We start from the raw sequence: 16,953 nt of genomic DNA, 5'->3' as shown, positions 1-16,953 counted from the left end.
TCCGAACGGCTGGGATTAACCATCCACCGTATCAAACATATTTAGGGTCGAGTTCCTTGGCTTCCGCCACGAACTCCTTCACTTTTTGTTCGTCGTCTTTTTTGCAGATCAGGAGCACGCCGTCGAACTCGGCTACGATGAAACCGTCGAGGCCATTGACCACCACCAGCTTGTCTTTGGGCGTTTTGATGATCGAGTTCGTGGTGTTGTGCAGGATCAGGTTGCCGTCCGTTACATTCAGGTTGGCGTCTTTTTCCGATACTTCGTACATGGATTTCCACGTGCCGAGGTCCGACCATCCGAAGCTCGCCAGCACAACGTGCACGTTTTCAGCCTTTTCCATGATACCATTGTCGATCGAAATGCTGCCGCAATGCTGGTAAGCCCGCTGAACGAATGCATCTTCCGAATCGAGGTAATAGTGCTCGTTTCCGCCCTGGAAAATCTCGGCGATGTCGGGCTGGAAGGACGTCAGTGCTTTCTTGAATGCATTGATATTCCACACGAAAATCCCGGCGTTCCACACGAAATCACCGCTGTCAAGGAATTGCAAGGCAAGTTCGAGGTGCGGCTTTTCGGTGAATGACTTCACCTTTTTGACCGTCAGCTTGTCGGGAATGTACTGGATGTAGCCGTAACCGGTGTCGGGACGGGTCGGCTGGATGCCGAGCGTCACGAGGATATCCTCGTTGCGGGTTGCGCCCAATGCGACCCTGATGGTATCGCGGAAGACTTCCTCCTTCAAAATAATATGGTCCGCGGGGGCCACCACCACGTTGGCGTTCGGGTTACGCGCGGCGATTTTGTAGCATGCATAAGCAATGCAGGGCGCGGTGTTCCGGCGGTGCGGTTCGAGGAGTATCTGGTCGTCGGTCAGCTCGGGAATCTGCTGTTTAATCAGCTCCTTGTATTCTTGGCTGGTTACGATATAAATATTTTCAATCGGGCAAACGCCTTCGAACCTGTCGACAGTCTGCTGCAAAAGTGACCGGCCGGTGCCGAGCACATCATGGAACTGTTTCGGGAAGTCCGTCCGGCTGAAAGGCCAGAAGCGGGTGCCTACACCGCCTGCCATGATAATCACATAAGTATCCTGCATCTGTGTTGTGTAAGGTAAGTTTTTTTGATAACGTTAAATAAAATCCCTCAAAACTAATGATAAAGAGTCAGTATGCTTAGCAGACTGCCCCGAAAAGTGGCCGAAAATTAGTTCGTGGCACTCTGAGCGATCATCCGCGCGGCCAGCAAATTCGTTTATATGCCAGCCATTGTATACATCTCACAGGACCTGAAAATCAGTTTTATAAATACCCAAAGAAAAAATAGGACATAATGACAACAAGATGAAATTCTTAGTAACTTGTTACAGACATCAGCCCATTAAGAACCATGAAAACGACTTATGCATCCTCTGGGACCCCGCTCCTTTTGGTCCTGACATTGTTGTTTTGCCAACATTCTTTTGCACAGATTAGTTTAACAGGCAGGATTACCGAATCCATCACGCAGGAGCCGCTCGCGGGCGTGAGCATTCGTATACAAGGCAAGGTGACCGGCACGATCACCGATACAAAGGGCGAATTTGCATTGACCACCACTTCAAATCCACCATTTTCCATTATTGTAAGTTCAGTTGGTTTCCAAACGCAGGAGATTGCGGTGACGGCCAGCATATCCGACCTCGAAATTAAAATGGTAGAGCAGCCGGTACTTGGCAAGGAAATCGTGATTTCGGCGTCCCGCGTGGAGGAAAGTGTGATGAAATCGCCCGTGGCGGTCGAAAGGCTCGATATCCGCGGCATCCGCGACACCCCTGCCACTAATTTTTACGATGCATTGGCTAATCTTAAAGGCATCGACATGACGACGCAGGGTGTTTTGTTCAAATCCATCAACACGCGCGGCTTCGGCGCCACGGGTAACCCGCGTACCGTGCAAATGATCGACGGCATGGACAACCAGGCACCCGGGCTGAATTTCCCGCTCGATAACATCATAGGCATTTCTGAGCTCGACGTCGAGAGCGTGGAAGTGCTCCCCGGCGCTGCATCGGCATTATATGGCCCGAATGCGGTAAATGGCCTCGTGCTGATGAACAGCAAAAGCCCGTTCCTGTACCAGGGACTGAGCGCCAACCTGAAAGGCGGGATCATGCACGAAAAGAACCGCTCGAAAGCGACCACGCCATTTGGCGAGGCAACAATCCGTTATGCGAAGGCATTCAATAACAAGTTCGCATTCAAGGTAAACCTCTCGTACATCCAGGCCAAGGATTGGGAAGCCACCAATTATGCCAACCTCAATGTAGGCGGCAATGCAGACCCGGACCGTGGAAAAGGCACCGACCTGGACTATGACGGAACGAACGTTTACGGAGATGAAATCCAGACGAATATCAACGCAGTAGCCAAAACACTCGCAGCGGCAGGCCAGATCCCACAGGCGGCTGTAAATCTGGTGCCAAACACATTCGTGAGCCGGACGGGTTTCCGCGAGAAAGATCTTGTGGACTACGATACCAAAAGTTTCAAGGCCAATGCAGCCCTGCATTACCGCTTCAACGAGAAGGTGGAAGCCATCGCGCAGGTTAATTATGGTTACGGAACAACCGTTTACACCGGCACCGGCCGCTATTCCCTGCGCGATTTCAACCTCACGCAGGCCAAACTAGAACTCCGGGGCGACAATTTCACGGTGAGGGCCTACACGACCCAGGAGCGCTCGGGGAAATCGTACCTTTCGGGCCTCGCCGCGGTGTCCATGCTCGGTGAGATCAAGCCGAATAACACGTGGTTCGGGCAATATGTGGGTGCATTCGTGCAGGCGCGCGGCGCGGGTGCCGCGGAGGCGGACGCACACGTGCTCGCCCGGCAAACTGCCGATCAGGGTATGCCTCAACCGGGCAGCGCAGCATTCACCCAGCTGCTCGACAAATACCGGAACATGCCGATTGTGAATGGCGGAGGCGGTTTTGCCGATAAAACGAACATGTACCACGCCGAAGGTTTTTATAATTTCAAAAATCAGGTCCGCTTCCTAGAACTGATCGCGGGCGCCAACTATCGTCTTTACACGCTCCGCTCTGCCGGCACTTTGTTTGCCGATACTAAGGAAGGCCGCGATGGGACCATCCCGATCCAGGAATGGGGCGCATTTGTGCAGGCAGGCAAAAACCTGCTCTCCGATCATTTGAAATTGACCGGCTCGATCCGCTACGATAAAAACGAGAATTTCGACGGACAGTTTACGCCCCGGGTGTCGGCGGTTACCACATTCGGAGAGCATAATATCCGCCTTTCCTACCAAACCGGTTTCCGCATCCCAACCACGCAGAACCAGTACATCGACCTCCGAACGCCTTCGGGAACGCTCGTTGGCGGCCTGCCCGAGTTTGATTCCCGCTACAACCTTTCCAGCGGCATCCTCCGTCAAAACCTCTCCGAAGCGGCGGTAATGGCCGTCGTAAACAGCAACCCATCGGTCGTGCAGAGCGCCCAGCAATATGCGACGGTGGTGGTGACCCAGCAGGCAACCACGGCCATTACCCAACAGGTGACCACCGCGGTAACTGCCCAGGTAACCCAGGGCGTAGCCGCAGGCACCATCCCGAATGACCCAGCGGCGATACAAGCCGCCATCGCAGCAGGCGTGAACCAGGCGCTTCCTGGCGTGCTGGCTGCGCAGCTCCCCGGCATTCTGGCGAAGGAAGTGCCCGCCCTCGTGCCGGACCTGGCCAAAGCCTATGCGTTGGGAGAATTGCCTAAATACCAACCTGTTAAACTCAAACCCGAGCGCATAGCCACCTACGAGATCGGTTACAAGGGCATTATTGCGAAAGGGCTGTTTATCGACGCCTACTATTACATCAGTAAATACAAAAACCTGATCGGCGGAACGGTGATCGTGGTCCCTACCGCTGCGGCAGCACCGGGTTTGCCGCTCGAATCGGGTATTGGAGTGGGTAGTTATCAGGGATTTGCGCGGACGGTGAACACGACCGAAACCATCACCACGCGCGGTTTCGCTGTCGGATTAAACTACGTATTACCCAAAGGATTCAACATCGGCGGCAATGTGGCGAACAATGAGCTGAAAGACTTCACGCCGTCGCCCGAAGTGCAGTATTCACAGTTTAACACACCCAAATACCGGTACAATGTAAGCCTCGGCCGGCGCATTACGAGTGCCAATAACTGGGGCTTCAACGTGGTTTATCGCTATCAGCAGGCCTTTTTGTGGGAATCGAGCTTTGTGGTGCCTACCACCACGGATGTTCCGATATTTTCGAACACGCGGGTGCCGGCGATCAGTAATCTGGATGCGCAGGTGAGCCGGAAAATTCAGGCAATCAAATCAATCGTCAAGCTGGGCGGGACAAACCTGTTCGGGAAATCGTACTTCCAGTCGTATGCCAGCCCGAATGTGGGCAGCACCTATTACGTGTCTATTATGTTCGATGAATTGCTGAACTGAAAAGCGCGAAGCTATTTCTCGCCGAAAGCCAGGTCGCCGGCGTCGCCAAGGCCTGGTACAATGTAGTATTGTTCGTTCAGCTTCTGGTCCACCGCCCCGAGCCAGAGGCGGCATTGCGGAATGCGGCTTTGCAGGTATTGCACGCCCTCCGGACTGGCGATAACGGAGGCTATATGTGTTTGCGAAGGAATGCCGAAGCGCAGCAATGCATGGTAAACCTTTTCCATCGACCGGCCGGTCGCGAGCATCGGGTCGATCATGACCAGGATTTTTCCGGTAAGATCGGGGCTGGTAATGTAGTCCATTTCCACCGTAAATTCCTCCTCGGCATTGATGTGGTGCCCGCGGTAGGCACCGATGAATGCATTATCGGCTTTGTCAAAAATGTTCAGGAAACCCTGGTGAAATGGTAACCCGGCGCGCAGGATCGTAGCGAGCACAATGGGTTGCAGCATCGAGCGGCACGGTGCCGTACCGAGCGGCGTTTCTACTTTCTCCGTTTTGAAGGTGAGCGTTTTGGACAATTCGTAAGCCAGCAGCTCACCCACCCTTTCCATATTCCGCCGAAACCGCATCCGGTCTGTCTGACAATTCACATCACGTAATTCGGCCAGGTAATGATCCGCTATGGAAGGTTTCTGGGAAAGTAAAAACATGGGAGCGACAGTTTTTTAGACTACTCCATGCAAGATAATACAAATTCATTGACGTAATTTGGAAGACCATTTCTAAAAATTACGTGCAAGAGCTCATATTGCCGTGTCAGAAGATTTTTGTTGCCTATGTATCAGGGAATTATCCGGCATTTTAAAATACTGTTTTTAACACTGGTATCCTCAGCATACGTACACGCGCAAAGTTCATTCGTTCCGCTCAATGACGACTATTATCATCTCATTGATCGTCTGGAAATCAAAAGGGGCAAATTTTCCGAAGGTTTTCACTACAATGCCAAGCCATTCGAACGCAAAGCCGTGGTGGCGCTCACCGATTCCATTTTGAAAGAAGGTACCACGGACCTGACCGACCGCGACTGGGAAACGATCGATTACCTGCGCGAAGACAGCTGGGAATGGACCAAGGGAATGATCTCGACCGATTCGGCCAAATACAACCGGCTTGCCCGACTCGGCTGGTTTAAATCGCCTCCGCCGGGACAGAAACGGAAGTTTTTCCACCACCCGGCCGACCTTTACAGCATCCACAACAAAGATTTCGACCTGCATTTCAATTTTACCACCACCAATTTCATCGGAAGAGACAACAGCTACGACACCACGTCGCATCAATCGCTGTGGTTTACCGGCCGGGGCGTGGAGATCCGGGGGATGATCAACGAAAAGCTGGGTTTTTACACTTTTGTATCGGACAACCAGGGACGTTTTCCCAGGTACGTCAATGCATTCGCCCCCAAATACAGCTTCCCCGGCGAAGGGCTGGCCAAAGCGACACGCAACCACGGCAACGACTTCCTTTCGGCCCGCGGCTACATTACTTTCCGGCCATTGAAAGCCATTAATGTCAAATTCGGGCACGATTACAATACTTTCGGCAGCGGTTACCGTTCGCTGGTGCTTTCGGACAACAGCAGTCCTTACCTGTTTCTGCGCGTGGATACACAGCTGGGCCGGTTTCATTATACCAACCTCTGGACCAGCATGATAGATGGCGGCGAGGATGCATTTTCGGAATTTTTGAGGAAAAAGAAATTCGCTGCGATCCACCATTTGAGCGTGAACCTGACCGACAAAATCAATGTCGGCGTATTCGAAGCGGAAGTGTTTAACCGCGACTCGGTAGGCGGCGGCTACGACCTCAACTACCTCAATCCCATTATCTTCTACCGTTACGTCGAATCCTACATCGGCAGCCAGGACAATGCATTGCTTGGTTTCGACTTCCGCTGGCTGGTGGGCAAAACTGCTTCCATTTACAGCCAATTCGTCCTCGACGAGTTTCTGACCAAATACCTTTTCAACGGCAGCGGCTCCTGGACCAACAAATACAGCTTCCAGCTCGGCGCCAAATATGTGGACGCATTTGGCGTACCCAACCTCGACTTGCAGGCCGAATACAACGTCGTGCGCCCCTACACGTACTCGCACAAGGACGGCGGGCGCAATTACATGCATTACGGGCAGGCGCTTGCACATCCGCTCGGGGCCAACTTCCGGGAATATTTAGGGATTATCCGCTACAAAGCCACGCCGAGGCTGTCGATTTACGGCACCGTCATGTCGGCCATGCAGGGTAAAGATCCGTCGGACAAGCCTTTGATGAACTACGGAGGCGACATTTTGAAGAGCTACGAAACCCGGCATGTGGACCGTGAAGGAGAAAGTGAGCTGAACCAGAAGATCGGCCAGGGCATTAAAGCGACGACCTTGTTTACCGATTTGCGATTGTCGTATTCACTGGCCCACAATTTGTTCCTGGACGGCCGCTACCTGATTCGGAAAGTGACGTCACAGGACGCGAAGGTGGCCACCAACTCCAACATTTTTTCGATTGCCATCCGCTACAATATGGCGTACCGGCAGCAAACCTACTGATTTTAATTTCTACTAAAATGGAAACTGACCCCCACGAACTCCGGAATCTTCTCAGGCTCGCATTGCTGGAAGATATCGGTGACGGAGACCATTCATCGCTCGCAAGCGTGCCCGAAAACGCTACCAAGCGCGCCAAGCTCCTGGTGAAGCAGGGCGGTGTGCTCGCGGGTGTGGAAGTGGCGCAGATCATCTTCGATGAGACCGCAAAATATTATAATCATCCCCTTCCGAAAATTGATGTGTTACTTTTTGACGGCGCCGTCGTATCAACAGGAGACATTGTTTTTACGGTAGAAGGAAGTGCGCGGCTGATCCTGAAAGCCGAACGGCTGGTGCTGAACATTATGCAGCGCATGAGCGGTATCGCCACTTATGCACGGCAAATGTCGGACCTGATCAAGGATTTGCCTGTAAAACTGCTCGATACACGCAAAACGACCCCGAATTTCAGGCTGTTTGAAAAACTGGCCGTGAAAATCGGCGGCGCGGTGAACCACCGGATGGGCCTCTACGACATGATCATGTTGAAGGACAACCACGTGGATTACGCCGGCGGCATCGAAGCGGCCATTACCGGGGCCAACAAGTACCTGAAAGAAACCGGCCGGAAGCTCAAAATCGAAGTCGAAACGCGGAACCTTGCCGAGGTGGACGAGGTGCTGCGCGTGGGGCAGGTTGACATTATTATGCTCGATAATTTCAATCTCGACGACCTGCGCGAAGCGGTGAAGCGGATCGGCGGGCGGTACGAGACGGAGGCTTCGGGCAACATTACCGAAAAAACATTACGCGCAGTGGCCGAAACCGGTGTGGATGGAATTTCCAGCGGTGCGCTCACGCATCAGGCGCGAAGTCTGGATTTAAGTCTGAAAGCCTTCTAACCTTTTCATTCATATCAAAAGCGTATGCTGAGATCGATGAAAACAACATACGCTTTTGATCTTCAAGGGTTTCCGTTCGGATATTTCCTGTGGGCAACTGCATTGCTCTGCATTTACCTACCAGCTGTTTCGCTGGGCCAAAATCCGCCGCGCGGCGAAATCGACATCAACACCTTCATTGCCGAGCTCTTCCCCATTCCTCCCGACGATTCGGAAGAGCTGTTCGAAGCACTTTTGCAGCTATATGCCAGCCCACTCGACCTGAATACAGCCACGCCGGACGATTTGGCCACTACTTTTATTTTAAGCGAAGAACAAATCCGGGCATTTTTTGACTATCGGGAAAAGGCGGGTGCATTGCTTTCACTTTACGAACTCCAAGCCATTGCCGGGTTCGACATTTACACCATTCGCAGGCTTTTGCCATTTGTAACGGTCAGTACCAAAGCGGTTTCCATTCAGGATGCGCTTAAAAATCCGGGTCAGCATTTCCTGATGTTTCGTTCGGGTAAACTCATGGAGCGGCAGAAGGGTTTTGCACCGCTGGATTCGAGCTCGAATGCCGTGACGCGTTATCAGGGGCCGCCTTTCAACGGATATCTGCGCTACCGCAATGCGCGGAGCGGTGCGTATAGTTTTGGCATTACATTGGAAAAAGATTCCGGTGAAGAAGTATGGGATTGGAATGCGCAGAGGCAGGTTTTCGGTATTGACTACACTTCATTTCACGCCCAGATCATGAACCGGGGAAGGCTTAAAAACCTGATCATCGGTGATTTCCAAATGCAGGCCGGGCAGGGAATGATCACCGGCGCAGGGTTTTCGTTGGGCAAAGGCTCCGAAGTGATCCGAACTGTTTACCGAAGCACCACCGGCCTGAAAGCTTACACTTCCGCCACCGAAGCCAACTTTTTCCGCGGCATGGCAGCTGCATTCAGCATTACTTCCCGCACCGATCTCACCATTTTCATCTCCAAAACCAAACGCGACGCAACGCAGGACGCCGACAGCAATCATTCCACCGTCACCACTTCGCTACCCATTACGGGCTACCACCGCACGCCTTCGGAAATTGAGAAACACAATGCCCTTCGCGAACAGAATGCGGGCCTGCATTTCATGCACAGGTTCGCTTCGCACAGAGGGCAGATCGGGCTGACAATGCTGCGTACCGGCTATAATTCATTTATCCAAAAGCGCGATCTGGCTTACAACCGCTACGAATTTTCGGGTAAACAAAATTTGGTAGCAGGCCTCCACGGCGACTACCGCTGGCAGAACATTCACTTTTTCGCAGAAAGTGCCATTTCCAAAAGCGGCGGCACCGGTGCGATCGGCGGTCTTATCGCCAGCATTGGCAGGAAACTCGACGTTTCGGTGATGGTCAGGCATTATGCCCGCAACTTTCACACATTTTACGGCAACCCCATCAGCGAAGCCACCCGCCCTATCAATGAACGCGGTGCTTACGCGGGCATTCGCTGGTCCCCTTCGCGGAAATGGCAATGGAGCGCTTACTTCGATTATTTCCGGTTTCCGTGGCTGAAATACCAGGTCGATAGACCGTCTGTCGGCTATGATTACTTCCTGCATTGGCTCTGGAAGCCTTCCAGGCGGCTGAATGCCTATGTGCTTTTTCACGAAAAGCATAAGCAGGTGAATGATCCTTCGGCAGAGAGCGGTGAGCCGACGCTGGTTTGGTCTATCAAACGGACGGCGATGTTTAATATCAATTATGAAGTTCCGCTTCAATGCGCATTCCGGACTAGACTCCAATACGGCGGGCTTAAAAATGAGCGTACGGCTGGTTCGAATGGATTTACGGTTGTGCAGGATGTTACCTGGCATTTGTCCAAAGTGGAAATCAGCGGACGTGTGGCCTTTTTCAAAACCGACGATTACGACAGCCGGCAATATGTGTACGAGAAAGATATGCTCTATGCATTCTCGATTCCGGCCTATTATAACACCGGCACAAGGCATTATGTAATGCTGCGGTACACGGTTTCAAAACAGCTTAAAATATGGCTCCGATGGTCGCAAACGCGGTATTCTGACATTGAGAAGATCAGCTCGGGACTCAACGAAATTGAAGGCAACAAACGCAGCGAAGCAAAAATGCAGGTGATGTATCAGTTTTGAACCCCTATTTTTGCAGCGCGAAAGGGAATTTTTGAAGTAATAGCATTAATCAGTATAGCATGTCAACCAACAAACTTGAAGCATTAAAAAAATATTTCGGATACGACTCCTTTCGCCCGCAGCAGTCCGAAATTATCGACACCATCATGGCCAACCGCGACTGCATGGTGCTGATGCCCACAGGCGGCGGTAAATCCGTGTGTTTTCAGATCCCTGCCGTGCTCCGCGACGGTCTCACCATCGTGATATCACCGCTGATCGCCCTTATGAAAGATCAGGTGGAAGCATTGCGTGGAAACGGCATTAACGCAGCGTTCCTGAATTCCACAATTTCCGGCGCCGAGCAGGACCAAATCATGTGGCAAATCAGGCTGGGTGAATTGAAATTGCTATACATCGCGCCTGAAAGGCTTTTTGCAGGAAATACCTTCGACCTCCTCCGCGAATGGAACGTAACCCTGTTCGCGATCGACGAATCACACTGTATTTCCTCGTGGGGTCACGATTTCCGGCCGGAATACCGTCAGCTGAACCTGCTGAAACTGCGCTTCCCCGACGTCCCGATCGTGGCGCTCACCGCCACCGCCGACCGCGTGACGCGCCGCGATATCCTCAAACAGCTCAATATCGAACACGCCGAAACCTTCATTTCCAGCTTCGACAGGCCGAACCTGAGCCTGAATGTACTGCCCGGGCGGAAGCGTATCGAGCAAATCCAGCGCTTCGTGAACAAACACGAAGGCCAGCCGGGCATTATCTATTGCCTCAGTCGAAAGGGCACCGAAACCGTGGCGGCCAGCTTGCAAAAAGCCGGCTTTCGGGTTGCGTACTACCACGCGGGCATGCCCGGCGACAAGCGCTCGCAGGTGCAGGAGAATTTTTTGAGGGACGATATCCAGATCATCGTCGCCACGATCGCATTCGGAATGGGGATCGATAAATCCAATGTGCGCTGGGTGATCCATTACAACCTACCCTCGAATGTCGAGAGCTTTTACCAGGAAATCGGTCGGGCGGGACGCGACGGTGCCAGCGCGGACACGGTGCTGTTTTACAGCTATCTCGATATAATCACCCGGCAGGATATGATCAATAATTCGGATCAATCGGCCGAGCAAAAGGAGTTGCTTCATGCCAAACTGAACCGTATGAAACAATATGCCGAGGCCGATATCTGCCGTCGTCGCATCCTTTTGAGCTATTTCAACGAGCCCGTCGACCACGACTGCGGCAACTGCGACGTATGCCGCAACCCGCGTACGCGCTTCGACGCAACCATTATTGCCCAAAAAGCACTTTCCGGCATCGCCCGCACCGAACAGAAGGTGGCGATGGGGATGCTCATCGACATTCTCCGCGGCAGCCGCAACCGCAACATTATTCAACACGGCTACGAAAGGCTTCCTACTTTCGGCGTCGGGCACGAGCTGCGGACCGATGAATGGTCGGAATACCTGGGCCAAATGCTCAATTCCGGCGTGATGGACATTGCTTACGACGAAGCGCATTCATTTAAACTGAACCCGGTGAGCTGGCAGGTTCTGAAAGGCGAGCGGCAGATCGAGCTCGTCAAATTCATTCCGCTCAGCGAACGGAAGGCCAAGGAAGAAGAGCTGGTACCGAAGGAAAAACCCAAGCAGGAAATCATCCGCGACGCGCTTTTTGAACGCCTCCGGCAGCTCCGCAAGAAGTTGGCCGATGCTCTCGGCGTGCCGCCTTACGTGGTCTTCAGTGACGCTTCATTGTCGGAAATGGCGCAGAAAAAGCCGGTTTCAGAGGCGCAAATGAAGGCAGTTTCTGGCGTCGGAGCGGAGAAATTTCGGCGGTATGGAGAAGCTTTCATCAATGAAATCCTTGATTTCGCGCGAGAGAACAATGCTCCCGGCACGCGCGTGATGAAGGGAATGACCTTCGTTGAAACGCTGGACCTTTATAATGAAGGTTACTCCGTAAAAGTAATCGCAGAGAAACGGAACCTGAACCCCGTCACGATCATCTCGCATTTGGTCAAGCTGAAAGAGGACGGCCACGCCATTAACCTGAAATCGCTCATCGAACCCGCAGCCTACACCGCCATCATTACCGCCGCGCAGGAAATCCGGGCCGGCAAAAACGATCCGCTGAAACCATTGTTCGAACTGCTGAACGAACGGTACGATTACGGCCAACTCCGGCTGGCGCTGGCGATTTGGGAAGAGGAGCGACAAAACTAGCCGCACCTGATTATATTTACGCTTTTTAAATACTTAACCAACAACATGTCAAGACAAAATATACTCTCAGGGTCGCCGTGGGAAGACAAAATGTGCTATTGCCGGGCGGTGCGGATCGGAAATATCGTGGAAGTGGCCGGAACGGTTGCTATTGTGGATGGCGATAAGGTGAAGGCCGATGATGCCTTCGCACAGACCAACAACATTATCGAGCGCATTGAAAAAGTGCTGCAAGACGCCGGCGCAAGCCTGGCCGATGTTGTCCGTACCCGGATTTTTACGACGGACATTAACTGTTTCGACGACATCGCCCGTGCACATGGTGCGTATTTCCGCGATATTAAGCCCACAACGGGCATTTACGAGATCAGCAAGCTGGTGTCGCCCGATTACCTGGTAGAAATCGAGTTCACGGCAATCGTTCAGTAACGCATTGAAATAGTGGAAAAAAGCCTGCTTCCCGACGGAAACAGGCTTTTTTTGTCATCACATTGCCCTTCCTTCCAACCTTTTGGCGCGGATTTTGCTCTTTGTGGAGATGTTGTCTGAATTGGAACCCTAAACAATAGACATCTCCTGACATGAAAAATGGAATTACGCTACTAATTGCCTCATTTTTACTGGCCTTGTGCATATTACAAAAAGAAGCCAGATACGGAACGGCCACTCAGGGAAGTGTGGAAAAAACGTACAGCTCATCGCCCATGAGCGCAAAAAGTGGTACTATTTCCGAAACACCCTATTCCGACGAACTATTGACGGATTCCCAAACATTCGAATTTGTTTCGGCCGACACCACATCTTCGCGGCTTGCAAACCAGCGTTTACTTCAAATTTCGGCCAACAGCAAAATGCTGAACTACTGACCTGAACAACGCAGGCCGGTAATTCAGCTCAAAGCGGACATCAGCTGAAAAGTCCCATTATATCTTCCTGGCTGAGTTTTTTGATAAAGCCGGATTCGCCGCCTACCAAATCTTCCGCCAAGTCCTGCTTGCGCTGCTGCAAAAGCAGAATTTTCTCTTCAATCGTATCCTTGCAAATCATTTTATAGGCAAATACCTTCCGCGTTTGTCCGATGCGGTGCGTGCGGTCAATCGCCTGACGCTCAACGGCCGGGTTCCACCACGGGTCCACAAGGTAAACGTAGTCCGCTTCGGTGAGGTTAAGCCCTACTCCGCCCGCTTTGAGGCTCATCAGGAACACCCGGCAAGTATCGTCGTTTTGGAAACGGTTCACACGGCCGGCGCGGTCCACAGTTTGGCCGTCCAGGTATTCGTAAGGGATATTCATTTTTTCCAAATGCTTGCGAATCAGGTCGAGCATTCCCAGAAATTGGCTGAATATCAATATTTTATGATTAGATGCATTCTCTTCGATCTCGCGCGTGATCTCTTCCAGCTTCGCCGATTCATTGCCAAAGTCCTCGTCTCCCGACAAAATCGACGGTGAATCGCAAATCTGGCGGAGTTTCAAAAGTGCTTCCAGGATGAGGAAACTGCTCTTGTTAAGCCCTTCGGTGGCGAGTTTCTCGGCGATTTCCTGGCGGTAGCGCTCGCGGAAAGTGTCGTACACCTTCCGTTGCTTATTGCCCATTTCGCAAAACAGGATGGTCTCGGTTTTATCCGGCAAGTCGGTCGCTACCTCCTCTTTCGTGCGTTTCAGCATGAATGGATATACCAGCTTGCGGAGTTCGGCCGCCTTTTCCTTGTCCTGGTACTTATCGATCGGCGTCGCGTATTCCGTACGGAAGAAGTCGGCGTGGCCGAGCATGCCCGGGTTCAGGAACTCGAATTGGGAGTACAGATCAAATGTATTGTTCTCCACCGGCGTACCCGTCATGGTAAGGCGGTTGCGCGCGCGGAGGAGGCGCGAGGCTTTCGATGTAAGCGAATCGGGGTTTTTAATGGCCTGCGCTTCATCGAGTATAATATAGTTGAAATCAAACTGGCGCAACAGCTCCACATCGCTGCGCATGGTGCCGTAGGTGGTAAGAATGATGTCGTACTCGCGGAAAAAATCAATGTCTTTCCGGCGTGCCATCCCACGGTGAACGTATAACTTCAAATCGGGCGTAAATTTGGCCGCCTCTGCCTGCCAGTTGAAAATCAGCGTGGTAGGAACTACGACAAGGTTCGTATATCCCGCATTCAGGTTTTTCTGGTTTTGCAGGAAGGTGAGCATTTGCAGGGTTTTGCCCAAACCCATATCATCCGCCAGGCAACCGCCCCATTGGAATTCGTCGAGGAAATGCAGCCATTTGTAACCTTCCTCCTGGTATTGCCGGAGCGTCGCTTCGATGTTTTGCGGAAGCGGGACGGAAGGGATTTGCTTAAAATTGAGCAGCTTCTGCTTTTTCTCCCAAAGTTCACGGAAAACCTCCTCATTGTCCACCTCTGAAACCAGCTCGTCGATCAGCGAGAAATGGATTTTGGACAAATGTATCTGGTCGTCCTGCACGCGGCCAAACTGCATGAGCGGTTCCAGCTTGGCTATCCACTCGTCGGGCAGCACGCCCAGCGAGCCATCCTGCAACTGAATGTAATTCTGCTTCTTAAGTAATGCCTTTTTCGCATCGGCCAGCGATACCGTCTGATCCCCGAAAGTGATCTCGATCTTCATATCGAACCAGTCGATCCCCGACGAGGTGTGCACCTTCACCTGTCCGCGGTTCGGGTTGAACTTCATCTTTTTCAGGTCTTTGAACCCGAAAATCTCGTAGTGTTTCTTCTTGGCGGCGTCCACGAAATTGAATAACCATCCATTCTTCATCACCTGCTCGAACGGCACATAGAAAAACGGCTGGCCGGTTTGATGCGCAAATTCCGGATGCAGCGCCTTCGTCCATTCCCAAACCGCATTTTCCGCCTGAACGTCGCGTTCCAGCATGGTGATCTGGTTGTTGTCGAAGCCGGTTTTAGTGCGGCGCTGGTCGTGGAGCAGTTCCAGTTCCTCCTCTTTACCGTTTTGTTCAAGGTAAATGTAGGAAGGCACAATGAGCAGGTTGGCCTCGTCCTCTTTCAGGTAAAATTTGGGCTTTTGGAATGCCAGCGGTGAAGTTTGTATCTCGTGCCGGGTCTGGAATATCACATCGAATTTTTCGGAAACCGGGATGATCCAGTTTTTGAGAAAATCGTCTCCATAGTCCTTCTTAACCCTTATTTTGAATCCGTTCTGGCCCAGGTAAGCGACCATTTCGGCCTCGCTGAGACCCGCCCAGCGGAATAATGTCTTCTCGTTATAAAGCCCCAGCCAGAAACTATCAAGCGTGACCACCTTCTGCAATTCCAGCGGTGTGCCGGGTTTGATCTCCACATAGGGGTTCAGCGTGATAAACTCTTTGTCTTCCGTGAGCACAAAAAACAGCTTCACCGGCTCGCGGTGCAGTTCCAGCTGTGTGAGCTGGTGGTTGCTGGTCACGTAATCGCCGTCGGCGAGGAAAAGGCGGTCGCCGTCGAGATCGTTGAAAACGCGGGTTAGCTGCTTGCCTACGTAATTGCGGGCTTCGTAGCGTTGCTCGGCTTCCACGTCGTCGAAATGCAGGTATGCATTATACGCCCAGCCTTGCTTGCGGATGAATTTCTGCAAACCTTCTTCCCAATGCTTCGCCATGCGCACCAGGCGTGCGTCGGCTTCCGTCAGCACGGGAATCTCATCCGCATTATAGTAATGGCTCGAACCGCCCGCAATGTTGCGGATGTTCGTTACCTTCTCTGATTTAGAACTGAATTTGACCGAAAAAACACCGAAGCCGATATCCAGCAAATGATTTTTGCCTTTTGGCCAAAACACAAAAATGGAAACGCGGTCCTCGTCGTCCTGGCCGTTGTCGGTCAGCGTTACCGCAAACGACGACTCCTGCACGGGCAATATGCGCTCACGCAACGATTGCCAATCCTGGTAAGCGCCCACTTTCTGAATCGCCGGATCGAGCTTGATCAGGTGCAGGCCTCCGTCCTCATCGAGCCGGAATTCGAATTTATCTTTATAAGGATCTTCGAGCGAATAGCCGTATTCGGCCAGCAGGTTGGTTTTCTCTACGGTCAGGTCGCGCATTACCTCAAATGCCTTTTCGCCCAGCTCTTCGCGGAGTTTCAGCAATGCGGCCAGCTTGTGTTCGCAAAGCGGCACCCAGAGTTTCTGGTTACAGGTACAGGAGGTCTGGATCTGCCTTGTTCCTTTCACGCGCCGGAAGGTGGTCATAAATGTCTGACCCTTGTCGGTCACCTCGCATTCGGCCTCGCCCTCGCGAGCGGATACGATCTCTACCGGTCCTACATTGGCGCGGTTTTGCCAGGTTTCTTCGAGCACCATGCTGCGGAGCTGCATTTCGCGAAGCTCGTGCAATTCGATGGTCGTGCTGGCCATTTCGTGCACCACCTGCTTGATGGTCGGCATTTTGTCGAGAATGTACAAAATGGCGGCCACGCGGTGTTTGCACAGCCCGGCTTTGTCCGGACAAGAACATTCGGTGGTGATCTGCGGTGTGAGAAAATCGCGGATGAAAATCTGGTAATACTGGATCGAGTAGTCGCTTTTGACCTTGAACTCGGCATTACCGGGGCCATTATAATCGAGTTTGGAAACCTTTAAGCCGCCACTGCTATAAATGGAACGCCCTCTTGACAATACATCCCGCTCCGCCCGTCTTATTAAGAAGTTGGATAATTTCTCCTTCTTTTCGTTTTCCAT

At 52.2% G+C, this 16,953-nt stretch carries 10 protein-coding genes; 7 read left to right on the top strand and 3 right to left on the bottom strand.

From position 1 onward, the window contains the following. Nucleotides 1-31: 31 nt before the first annotated feature. Nucleotides 32-1,099, bottom strand: a complete 1,068-nt coding sequence (locus DFER_RS19320) for a mannose-1-phosphate guanylyltransferase (RefSeq protein ID WP_015813331.1) — start codon at nt 1,097-1,099, stop codon at nt 32-34. Between the two features lie 290 nt (nt 1,100-1,389). On the opposite strand from DFER_RS19320, the gene DFER_RS19315 reads away from it, so the two are divergent. Continuing rightward, nucleotides 1,390-4,473, top strand: coding sequence for a carboxypeptidase-like regulatory domain-containing protein (locus DFER_RS19315; protein WP_015813330.1), 3,084 nt, complete (start codon nt 1,390-1,392; stop codon nt 4,471-4,473). An 11-nt stretch (nt 4,474-4,484) separates the two neighbouring features. Here DFER_RS19315 and upp read toward each other — a convergent pair whose 3' ends face one another. After that, nucleotides 4,485-5,129 carry a uracil phosphoribosyltransferase gene (gene upp, locus DFER_RS19310; RefSeq protein WP_015813329.1) on the bottom strand — a complete coding sequence of 215 codons (645 nt, stop codon included), beginning with the start codon at nt 5,127-5,129 and terminating at the stop codon, nt 4,485-4,487. Nucleotides 5,130-5,255: 126 nt separating this feature from the next. Here upp and DFER_RS19305 point away from each other — a divergent pair, with 126 nt between their 5' ends. From DFER_RS19305 to DFER_RS19280, 6 genes are all read left to right on the top strand, one after another. Next, nucleotides 5,256-7,025, top strand: a complete 1,770-nt coding sequence (locus tag DFER_RS19305) for a capsule assembly Wzi family protein (protein ID WP_015813328.1) — start codon at nt 5,256-5,258, stop codon at nt 7,023-7,025. A 17-nt stretch (nt 7,026-7,042) separates the two neighbouring features. After that, nucleotides 7,043-7,906 (top strand): carboxylating nicotinate-nucleotide diphosphorylase, encoded by an 864-nt coding sequence (nadC, locus tag DFER_RS19300; protein WP_015813327.1) that lies wholly within the window; start codon nt 7,043-7,045, stop codon nt 7,904-7,906. 36 nt (nt 7,907-7,942) lie between these two features. Next, complete coding sequence (locus DFER_RS19295) at nt 7,943-10,048, top strand: ComEA family DNA-binding protein (protein WP_143828768.1); 2,106 nt, start codon at nt 7,943-7,945, stop codon at nt 10,046-10,048. Between the two features lie 59 nt (nt 10,049-10,107). Next, complete coding sequence (gene recQ / locus DFER_RS19290) at nt 10,108-12,261, top strand: DNA helicase RecQ (protein WP_015813325.1); 2,154 nt, start codon at nt 10,108-10,110, stop codon at nt 12,259-12,261. A gap of 45 nt (nt 12,262-12,306) precedes the next feature. After that, nucleotides 12,307-12,690, top strand: a complete 384-nt coding sequence (locus DFER_RS19285) for a RidA family protein (RefSeq protein ID WP_015813324.1) — start codon at nt 12,307-12,309, stop codon at nt 12,688-12,690. Nucleotides 12,691-12,842: 152 nt separating this feature from the next. Continuing rightward, nucleotides 12,843-13,127 carry a hypothetical protein gene (locus tag DFER_RS19280; protein ID WP_015813323.1) on the top strand — a complete coding sequence of 95 codons (285 nt, stop codon included), beginning with the start codon at nt 12,843-12,845 and terminating at the stop codon, nt 13,125-13,127. Between the two features lie 40 nt (nt 13,128-13,167). On the opposite strand, the gene DFER_RS19275 is transcribed toward DFER_RS19280, so the two are convergent. Next, complete coding sequence (locus DFER_RS19275; protein ID WP_015813322.1) at nt 13,168-16,953, bottom strand: DEAD/DEAH box helicase; 3,786 nt, start codon at nt 16,951-16,953, stop codon at nt 13,168-13,170.

It is taken from the genome of Dyadobacter fermentans DSM 18053, assembly GCF_000023125.1.
Classification (GTDB): domain Bacteria; phylum Bacteroidota; class Bacteroidia; order Cytophagales; family Spirosomataceae; genus Dyadobacter; species Dyadobacter fermentans.
This window is presented reverse-complemented; position numbering and strand designations above follow the sequence as displayed.